8 protein-coding genes are annotated in these 10,302 nt (G+C 34.7%); 1 reads left to right on the top strand and 7 read right to left on the bottom strand.

The features are described 5' to 3' along the window. From HU235_RS11120 to HU235_RS11090, 7 genes are all read right to left on the bottom strand, one after another. Positions 1-948: LolA family protein (locus tag HU235_RS11120; RefSeq protein ID WP_174880266.1), on the bottom strand; the 948-nt coding region annotated here is incomplete at its 3' end. Positions 949-951: 3 nt separating this feature from the next. After that, entirely contained in the window at positions 952-2,418 is a 1,467-nt protein-coding gene (locus HU235_RS11115; RefSeq protein ID WP_174880265.1) for a HAMP domain-containing sensor histidine kinase, read from the bottom strand. Beyond that, positions 2,415-3,125, bottom strand: a complete 711-nt coding sequence (locus HU235_RS11110) for a response regulator transcription factor (protein WP_174880264.1) — start codon at positions 3,123-3,125, stop codon at positions 2,415-2,417. The genes HU235_RS11115 and HU235_RS11110 overlap by 4 nt, the downstream gene beginning before the upstream one ends. A 711-nt stretch (positions 3,126-3,836) precedes the next feature. Further along, positions 3,837-6,185, bottom strand: a complete 2,349-nt coding sequence (locus HU235_RS11105) for an FdhF/YdeP family oxidoreductase (RefSeq protein WP_174880263.1) — start codon at positions 6,183-6,185, stop codon at positions 3,837-3,839. 197 nt (positions 6,186-6,382) lie between these two features. Next, complete coding sequence (locus tag HU235_RS11100) at positions 6,383-6,748, bottom strand: Na-translocating system protein MpsC family protein (protein ID WP_095300957.1); 366 nt, start codon at positions 6,746-6,748, stop codon at positions 6,383-6,385. 71 nt (positions 6,749-6,819) lie between these two features. Then, positions 6,820-8,091 carry an L-lactate MFS transporter gene (locus HU235_RS11095; RefSeq protein ID WP_233452202.1) on the bottom strand — a complete coding sequence of 424 codons (1,272 nt, stop codon included), beginning with the start codon at positions 8,089-8,091 and terminating at the stop codon, positions 6,820-6,822. 578 nt (positions 8,092-8,669) lie between these two features. Beyond that, positions 8,670-9,194 carry a VUT family protein gene (locus tag HU235_RS11090; protein ID WP_174880261.1) on the bottom strand — a complete coding sequence of 175 codons (525 nt, stop codon included), beginning with the start codon at positions 9,192-9,194 and terminating at the stop codon, positions 8,670-8,672. 240 nt (positions 9,195-9,434) lie between these two features. On the opposite strand from HU235_RS11090, the gene fdhD reads away from it, so the two are divergent. Then, positions 9,435-10,226, top strand: a complete 792-nt coding sequence (gene fdhD / locus HU235_RS11085) for a formate dehydrogenase accessory sulfurtransferase FdhD (protein ID WP_174880260.1) — start codon at positions 9,435-9,437, stop codon at positions 10,224-10,226. Positions 10,227-10,302: the final 76 nt, after the last annotated feature.

Here is a 10,302-nt window from a genome sequence, read left to right as displayed (position 1 = left end):
GTATTCAGCATGCTGCCCGCGAACGGTTTTTTTACTTTCTTCTAATGCTAAATCTGCTTCAGGAGGAGTTGGGAAAACGGAAACACTGAACATAGAAACTGCATCCTTTTCATAATAAATCGTTACTTCCGTACGATTTAGTTCACCTTTCAATTCATACCATTCGATTTTTTCGATTGTTAGCTCATCATCCTTAAAGATAAGAAAAGCTTTACCTAATGCTTTAATTGCCTCATCTAACGTACCAGTTTTTACGTTGTTTTCTGAATCGATCGGAGTAATTTCCACATCACTTGGAATATCTACTTTAAACGTTTCTTTTTTAAAAGAAGGAGACAAATCTAGTTCTTTATATTCGATTACCGTGCGTATATCTCCATTATTCGTGATTGTTTTTAATACAAGCCACGATTTTTTATCGACCCAAATGTCAATATCACCAAGGAGATTATTTTTTTTATTTGAAGTTGCTTTAATATGGTAAGTATCATATCCTTGTATGGTTTCTTCACCTACAATTTCAGTTGTATGAGTTTCATCTATCATATCTAACGTTAGGGCGATTTGATCCTTTGGTGATTCGTTAAACATAGGTGATTCAGTTAAAGCAAAATCAATAGATTGTGCAGTGTTTGTCTTTTCATCATATGTAATAAGCTGTTTGCCAGTATTATAGGTGAAAGTTTTTAGATCGTTATCAAGGTGATTTGTTGTGATAACCTTTTTCTCCCCTTTATCATTAACATATTCCTCCATTGTAATGTTCTCAGTATGCTCTTCACCCGTATAGACATCGATCGTTGATTTTCCATAGTATGAAAAGATATCATCTTCAGCTTCTAACATATTAGTGACAATTTCTTCTGAGGATGCAGCCACATTTGAATTACATCCCGATAAAAAACTTAAAGAAATCGCTGTTAAAATGAGGAGATTTTTTTTGCTCATATTTTATACCACCTTTTCTTTTATCCAACAAGCTACAAGTGTTCCACAACCTTCTTGTGACCATAAATGGATTTTCCCTTCATGCTTTTCGATTAACATTTTAGCAATACTTAGTCCGAGTCCTGAGCTTCCCCCTTGTCCTCTAGCTGCTTCAACCTGTTTAAATGGTTCAAATAGTTCATCTTGCCTTGCTAGCGGGATAGCCTCTCCTATGTTTTGAATGATAATTATCGTCCCGCCTTTTCTCCAATGGTCTAAATGTTGTTTGAAAGGCTTGAAGATCCATTGTGGAAGTTGGGATTCTGAGGAATAAACAGCGAGCCAAATCTTCTCACCATTCATTGTATGGCGAATAGCATTGCCCATGATATTATCTACAATACGAATACATTGGTTAACATTTACTTCGTAAGCTGCTGAGACTGATTTCTCAACAACTAATTGAATATCCTTTTTAGAACAAGACTCCTCATAACCAGACAAAAGCATATCAAAAAATTCTTCTCCATCTACCTCTACGAATTCAGTTTTTTCTTCTGATGTTTGCAGTGTCGTATAAATCGTTAAATCATCTAACATTTGCTTCATATATCGTAATTTTTCAAAGACAATCGTTTTGTACTCAGAGCGCTCAGTATTTGATAATTTTGACTCATCTAGTAATGCCTCCGAATATGCTTGTATAACAGTTAATGGTGTTTTTAAATCATGTGATAATGACGCGACGATATATTCCTTTTCTTTTTGCTGCGATTTTAATTCTAATTGAGTTTGTTGAATTTTAGCTTTCATTCTATTAAAATGGGCAATCAATTCACCTATTTCATCATTTTTTTGTCTAATAGAAAGCTGGGGCCTTTCTCCTTTTGCAAATGATGACATTTGTAATTGAAGCATAGTAAGTGGCTTGTTGAGCTTTCTGTTAAGCATTATTACAACAATCGTATATAAAATGATAAAAAAACCAATCATTAAACCTATTAATTTAGTTGTTCGATGATTGACTCCATCAATCCATTCGTCTCGGGATACTACCACCTCATAAATACCGATAATGGTTTCGCCGTGAAAAACAGGTTTTTTGAAGGAATATGTCCGATGTTTTTTTAAAATTGAATTTAAATCCTTGTATAATTTGTCAACATTATATTGGATATATCGATATATTGAAGGATCGTCTAAGGTTGAATATAGCATTCTGCCATCAGGCATATATAAATTGATTTTTAGCTTATCGCTCGCATATGGAGCAAGTTGCTTTTCGTAACGTTCAACCGTTTGATAGGAATAAAGGGATGGCTTTTCTAATATAGGCTCCATTTCCTTTAATCGATTAGAAAATTCCATAAATTCAGTGATGTCTTGTTTTTCATGGTAGCTATGAATACTAATATAAAGGAAATAGAGAGTCATAACTGGTAGTACCATCACGATTAAATAACTTATCATTAACCAATATTTAATTTTCATGTAAGTGCCTCACCTATAAATCGATAGCCTACTCCCCAAACAGTTTGAATATATTTAGCTGTACGCATTCCATCGTTTATTTTTGTCCTAAGACTTTTAATATGAACGGTAACAGTGTTATTCCCTTCAACATCCACTTGTTGCCAAATATGCTCATATAATTCTGATTTTGAAAATGTTTGTAATGGATTTTTAGCTAATATCAATAAAAGATGTAACTCTTTTGCTGTTAAAGAAACCGTTTTTTGATGAAGAAAAACAACTTCTTTTTCAAAATCAATACATAATCCATCGTTGTATTTTGTAATCAAGCCAGCTTCATCCTTATATAAGTATCTGCGATACCTTCTTAGATGAGAATGAATCCTAGCAGATAATTCCTCTAAACTAAACGGTTTTGTTAAATAATCATCTGCACCTAAACCGAGACCTTTTATTTTGCTTTCTTCCTCATGCTTTGCGCTAATAATAATTAATGGAACATCACTTTCAAGACGTATAGTTTTGCACAGTGTAAAACCATCCATTTCGGGAAGCATCAAGTCAACTAATACAAGCTCATATTTTGCTTGTTTGAAATCCTCATAGCCTTCTTTTCCAGTCGATGCCCAAGTAACTGAATATCCAGATTTTCGAAGATGGTCACAAATAATTCGAGCAATTTCTTGATCATCTTCTACTAATAAAATCGATTCATTATTTTTCATTACAATCCCTCTTTCAATCCCCATTATATCTAAAAAACTGCATGTATTTTGAATATTTATAATTACTTAATATTTTATGTTAATTCTATTAAAATCACGGTGTTTTAAAGTTCTAAAATGACATTAAAAACTTTAAAAATGGCTGCTTTAAAAGGTTTGATCCATGCAAAAAAGGTTAACTCTTATGTTAACCTTTTTTTGCTTATGTAGATTTATTTAGATTCGTCATGATTCTTTAATTACTATCCATTTAAGAAAGTCTTGTTCTGACTTTGTTAGAAATCTCCCTAAATTCTTTGAAAAATAAATATATAATTCAATATAACTCTTTGCTTTTTCGTCCATTATGTACCCCCAATGTTTAAATAAAGACGTTTTCATTTTACCATGGTTAACTAGAAGATTATACAAGACATTGCAATTTTTTCATTATTATGATGTAAATAGGAAATTTCTATTATACATATATCGTTATTGTTCAGGGAATTACTATAAAAAGCAGTAAAAGATTTTTAAGAAATTTGCACTATTTTTGTTTATACAAGGTGGTGAATCAAATGAAAAAGTTGTTAACTCTTTTTTTAGCTGGAATTATTGCAACTACGTTTGTTGCATGTGATGACGAGCCAGGTGAAGATCAAATTGGTGATGGTGAAGTTAATGATGAGGAATAAATGTAAGGGGGAATTTCATTTTCCCCCTGCATGATTGTTATTCAAAATCTACCTCAAGGTCTGCAATCCGTTTTTCGAGATAGTTTTTGTCTTTTCGTGCGTGATACATTTCCGCCTTTTCTACTAAAGCGACAGTGTTATACTCCGGAATTTTCGCATGTTTTTCATAGATTCCCTTTCTAAATAATACATTCCCTTCTGGCCAATAGACTGCGATATTTCCTTTAGAGATATTGTCAAATTTAGCTTTTCCTTGAAGCATTCCAAACTTATTATAAATAACAATGCTTTCTCCTTCGGTAATTGCAAGACTGGCTGCATCTTGTGAATTCATAATAATATCGTGACGATGTCCACCATTAAAAGGATCAATTTCACTATAAATCATCGAATTAAACTGTTTACCACGACGACTTGTTATATAAAATTGGCCCTCTGTACGGCGATTTTCTGGGAGATCGATCGCAATTAGATTTCCTTTTCCATTACTTGTAGGACATTGACCTCCTTCACATAACCATGCCCCACCCCATTGAAAGACGTCACCTTGCTTTTTTAAATGCTGAATACCATTATAATTAGGATTTGCTACAGCAATTTCCTTTCTTATTTCATCAGCATGTGCAAAATGTATGAGATTACTTTTTTCTGGGTGTATTCTTTTTGCCAAATCAACATAGATTTCCCATTCACATCTAGCTTCCTCGATCCTTGGTCCTTCGATTTCCGGACTAAAATAAACCATACGTTCTGTACTTGTAGATGTTCCTCCCCCTGGCTGTTCATACCTTGTCATTGCTGGTAGGACTATTACCTCCTCTTTTGCATCAAGTAGTGTAGACGTATTCAAGATAATATCTTGATGAACACGTAGCTCTACTTTCTCAAGAGCTTCCTTAATAAACTGTGGATCAGGCATCGTTTCTAAAAAATTTCCTCCACTTGTATAAAAAAGCTTGAGCTTGCGTTCATGGTTATCTGGTAAAAGTGCATTCTCAATTGATTGTCCAACAGTGTCACCTTGCCATTTTGGCAGTGTAAATCCCCAAACTTGTTCAATTCGGTTTATCGTTTCATCATCAAATTCTCCTCCAGGTAAGACAAAAGGATCTGCTCCCATTTCACCTGAGCCTTGAACACCGCTATGTCCCCTAATTGGCATGACTCCACATTTTTCCCGGCCGATAAAGCCTCGCAATAGAGCGAGATTTGCAACCTGTGAAATATTATCAGTTGCAAATCGGTGCTGAGTTAGTCCCATACTCCATACAAATACACCTGTACGTGAATTTGCCAATAATTGGGCAAATTCACCAATTCTTTGCCGCGAAAGACCTGAAGATTGTTCAATTTGCTCCCACGCCATTTTTTCGAGATGTTGCTTTAATAATTCAAATCCATTTGTATGTTCTTTTACGAAGGTGTATTCAATTGCTGTCCCTGGATTTCTTTCCTCCATTTCAAACCAATATTTCATGACACCGTTCATAAATCCAATATCTCCACCAATATTTACTTGATAAACATCATCGACAATTTTCGTTCCGAATAGTGCACTTTCAACAATAGAAGGAATCCAGTAGTTTTCCATTGCAGGTTCTCGATATGGATTAATCATGATGATTTTTGTTCCTGCCTTTTTGGCTGCATACATGTATTTAGTTGATACAGGTTGATTATTTGCGGCAACAGAGCCCCAAAAAACTAGGACATCTGTTCCGATCCAATCCTTATAATTACAGCTAGATGCTCCAATTCCAAGAGAACGTTTTAATGCAGTTTTACTAGGTGAATGACATATTCGTGAAGCATTGTCAATATTATTCGTTCCGATAAAACGTGCTACCTTCGCAGCTGTATAATATACCTCATTCGTTATGCCTCTAGCTGTTAAATAAAAAGCCAATTGTTTAGGACTAATTTCTTTCACTTTACTAGCAATTCGGCTTAACGCCTCATCCCAAGTGATTCTCGTAAACTTTGATTCTCCTTTTTGTCTCAATAATGGGTACGGAATCCGCCCAAGCTTTCGTAGTTCTGTACTTGATAATGTTCGTAAATACTCAACATCATGTAAAAGCTCGGAATTAATAGCTGGTGCAGTATTTAAACGCAATACATTTAGCCTTGTCGTACAAAGATGGGGACCTGATAATGTTTGATCGTGTAGACCTGATACACCTAGTGCACATCCATCACATACTCCTTGTGTTAGAATACGATAAGCATAAGGTAAATTATCACGATTTTCTAATATGACCTTCATTGTGTCACGAATATGATGAGGTTTTACTTTACCTAGACCCATTGGAATCAAGCTACTCCATAGTTTTGGAGATGGCTTCTTATTCAGCTTTATTGGACCGGTATGTTTTGTCTTTCCCATTAGAACCACTCCTTTTTCTAGACTTTTCTGCATTAAATCTATAATTGCAGTGTTCATCAGGATTAGATGCTTAAATTAAGAGAATCCCAAGGTTTCTTTTACGTGTTCATCCTTTAACAAAAAGACCACCGAACCTCGTATAGCCGCGGTTTTCGGTGGTTAGCCTTTTGCAGGATCGCTACAAAGTACCAAACCCTTTATTTTTTACTGGAAAATTTCTTCTCTATATCCTCGTCAAAGACAAAAATAGACATGCCAAAATCTCGATCAATATCAATATCTACAAATAAATCAACAAAATTACTCTCTAAAAAGTTTTCCATTTCAACTGGTCGGTTTTTTCTGTACATTTGTTTCACCATCTCAGTACGGGCAGAGCGTAACACTTGTTTTCCTTCATCAGCACTAGCAATGAATTTTTCAACGGGTGATAAATTACCTTCCATTTCACATATCGCCCAATTTTTGCAAAATGTAGTTGTGATTTTACTCGGTCCTTTTCCCATATGTTTTTTTCGAAACGAGCGAACAATGTTACTAAATTCAGCTTCATATTTATTCATATATTCCTCCTTAAATAAGAGGGGTGATTTTTATTAAATATGGTTAAGAAATGAACATTCATCGTCTTTCTTTAGCTGCTTATTGATGGTTCTGTAGCAACCGCCTCATTTTGTTTGCGAACTTTTTGAATATCTTTTCTAATTAAAATGGATATGATTAGGGCTAGCACAAATAATCCTGCAAAAAATGTTAAACTAGTGCCATAGCTACCAGTCGTATCCTTCATCCAAGCTGCAAACATAGGTCCGGCGAGTCCTGCAGCAGCCCAAGCTGTTAAAATATATCCATGAATCGCACCAAGTTGTTTTGTGCCAAACAAGTCTCCAATATATGCTGGAATTGCTGCAAATCCTCCACCATAACATGTATAAACAATAGCTAGCATGATTTGAAAAAGAATTGCTTCTGTTGTATGTGGTAAGAAAGCGAATAAAATAATTTGTAGGGCAAAAAACGTTGTATACGTATTCGGTCTGCCAATATAATCAGAAATTGATGCCCAACCAATTCGGCCTAACCCATTAAATATCCCCATAACGCCAACTAATGCCGCAGCTTCTACTGTTGATAGGCCAATACTCTCCTGAGCAAGCGGTTTAGCGGCAGAAAGAATTGCAATTCCACACGTTACATTAATGAATAACATTAGCCATAAATAATAAAATCGTGGTGTTTTAATCGCTTCGTTAGCAGTTAGCTGTGATAAATCATTGTTCACCTTTACTTTGCCAGATTGAATTTTAGCTTTCATACCATTTGGTAGCCAATCAGCTGGCGGTTTTTCTAAATAAAGTGATGACAATGTCATGATGAATAGATAGGCTGCACCTAAAATATAAAATGTATGATTTGTTCCAACTGATTTAATAAGTAAATCCATTATCGGACTACTTATTGCAGCTGCAAATCCAAATCCCATAATAGCTAAACCTGTAGCAAGACCTCTTCGATCAGGGAACCATTTTACTAGTGTTGAAACCGGTGCAATATACCCAACTCCTAACCCAATACCTCCTAATACTCCATAAGTAATGTATAACAATGGCAGGGAACCTATGCTTACAGCAAAGCCAGCACCGATAACACCGACCCCGAAAAAACCTGCAGCAAGTAACCCTGATGCTCTCGGACCGTACTTTTCTACAAAATGTCCAAGAAATGCTGCCGACAAACCAAGAAAAAGGATGGCGATACTAAAGGTTAATTGAACCTGTTGTGCAGACCAGCCAAATTGGTCGATTAATGGATTAGTAAAATTACTCCATGCGTAAACTGAACCTATTGAAATATGAATTCCAACTGCAGAAGCTGCTATAAGCCAACGGTTTTTCGTCTTTTTCACACACTCATCCCCTCGCATTTGTTATAAATGGAAAAATTCAAGTTGTTCCCTTTAGATACAAATAAACCGTCAATCTCCTTTAATACACATAAAAAATTATGTGAACTTAGGTATTGACGGTTAGCTTCAAGCAGGATCGCAACTTTCTGACCAGACCATAAACAATAAAACCGCTTACATTTACAAGCTTGAAACAGAGACAGGAGCGCTATCCCGTAGCAAAGTTTGTAAATACTTCGATTTGTTTTATCACTCGAGTTGATTTTAGGATGTAAAAATTATCTGCTTGTATAAATTTATAAAGTAAAGTTGATAATTATGACAATTAATTTATAAAAAAGGATGACCCATAACCAAAGGCTATAGACCCTCAAACATATAATTTAGACTCAAAAAAGGAGAAATCTATATACAGATGGTTGGATAAGGGTCTAAACCTCTAGAGTCATCCTGTTTTAATCATTTATCTTTTTTCTTTCTTTGCTTGGTTGTTTATTTCCTCTTGTAGCAGAGTATTTTCTCCGATAGATAAAGTGTTAAGAAATGAACAACAAGCTTTAAGATAACTTTTCTTTTTATTACTCATGCTGAAATGTGTGAATTTTGCTAACAATTAAGGCACCTATTCCTTGAATTAGGGTTTTGACAATGACTTGTCCGATAATCGCTGCTGGAACAGCCTCCCATGGTAGGATATTAGCACCAATTGGACTTAATCCGATGATGACAAATACTGCAGAATCCAGTAATCCACCAACGATTCCACTATAAAATACCCGCCAAGCAAGTGGGAGCTTTAGCCTTGTGTAAATTTCCGTATCTGTTGTCTCAGCTAGTAAAAATGAGATAGCTGAAGCAATGACAATATATAACGTATCACCTAATAATGATGAAACAACTGCAGATAATATAAGTGCTAAACCAATAAAAAGATATGTTTTCTTTCTCCCAATTTTATTTTGGACAAGGTCACGCAAAATAAATGTTGCACCGATTAAAAGTGTTCCCATAGGAATAATAAACACGGAAAATTGAATCGGTTGAAATGCTGCTGTGATTACGTTTGCCAAAATGATGGATGCTAAATATAAAATAATTCTCATATTATCACCTCTTCCTTCCAAAAAAATAATTGATGCATTAAAGTCTAACTCAATTAGTTATTGCTTAAGACCTCGGCATAACTTTAACTTCAAAGTGAATATGCTGTACTTATAAAGTACATTTAGCAGTTTCATATTTATCGGTACATATAAACCTAATATGAGTAATAGAAAAAGAACTTATCTATTATATCGGAGAACAATAAAAATTGAAATAAAAATGATAGGGTTGATGATCGCATGAATTCAAAAATGAGAATTAATCAAAAGATCGTGAAGTTTTCAGCAGGAATGGTGAACGAGATTGAGGATTACATCGTAACAGAATACCCATTAACTATTTTTATTAACGGGCAGGAATTTGCCACATTGGTTTGTACTCCATCTGATATGAGAGAATTAATATTCGGGTTTCTTGCCTCTGAAGGAGTTATCCGTTTTGCTGATGAAATTGTTTCAATGTCAATTGATGAAGCAAAAGGGCTTGCATATGTCGATTTAACAGCTGATTTTACGACAAGTCAGCAATTTTATTCAAAACGATTTATCGGTTCATGCTGTGGGAAAGGCAGACAGTTTTATTTTCAAAATGATACTAAAACAGCAAAAACCTCCACAAGTAAAACAACAATTACTGCAGAACAATGCTTAAAATTAATGAAGGATATGCAAGAAGACAGTGTTGTTTTCCATGAAACCGGTGGCGTCCATAATGCAGCTCTTTGCAAACCGAATGAAATGATCATTAAACGTACTGATATTGGACGACATAATGCACTTGATAAGATATATGGCTATGCATTGATATCAAAGACCTTTGTGCGCGATAAAATAATCGTCATTAGTGGGAGAATCTCTTCAGAAATTTTGTTGAAAGCTGCAAAAATCGGTGTTGGAATCATATTATCAAAATCTGCTCCAACAAATTTAGCTATTAAGCTAGCGGAAGAACTAAACATTACAGTAGTAGGGTTTATTCGTGGTCATTCGTTTAATGTTTATTCTCATTCTAATAGAATAAAGTTTCCGTAATCACATATTCCTTTATGCGTATTTCCTATAAATGTGTGATATAATAATAAATTATTCATGTGATAAAACCTAACAC

Origin of the sequence: Metabacillus niabensis, assembly GCF_902829255.1 — a bacterium.
GTDB lineage: Bacteria > Bacillota > Bacilli > Bacillales > Bacillaceae > Metabacillus > Metabacillus niabensis.
The sequence above is the reverse complement of the archived record's forward strand: the minus strand, read 5'-3'. Positions and strand labels throughout refer to the sequence as shown.

What these genes read in the sequence shown, in the direction of transcription:
- HU235_RS11115 (WP_174880265.1), bottom strand. Translation starts at nt 2,418, where the DNA reads ATGAAAATTAAATATTGGTTAATGATAAGTTATTTAATCGTGATGGTA.
- HU235_RS11110 (WP_174880264.1), bottom strand. Translation starts at nt 3,125, where the DNA reads ATGAAAAATAATGAATCGATTTTATTAGTAGAAGATGATCAAGAAATT.
- HU235_RS11105 (WP_174880263.1), bottom strand. Translation starts at nt 6,185, where the DNA reads ATGGGAAAGACAAAACATACCGGTCCAATAAAGCTGAATAAGAAGCCA.
- HU235_RS11100 (WP_095300957.1), bottom strand. Translation starts at nt 6,748, where the DNA reads ATGAATAAATATGAAGCTGAATTTAGTAACATTGTTCGCTCGTTTCGA.
- HU235_RS11090 (WP_174880261.1), bottom strand. Translation starts at nt 9,194, where the DNA reads ATGAGAATTATTTTATATTTAGCATCCATCATTTTGGCAAACGTAATC.
- fdhD (WP_174880260.1), top strand. Translation starts at nt 9,435, where the DNA reads ATGAATTCAAAAATGAGAATTAATCAAAAGATCGTGAAGTTTTCAGCA.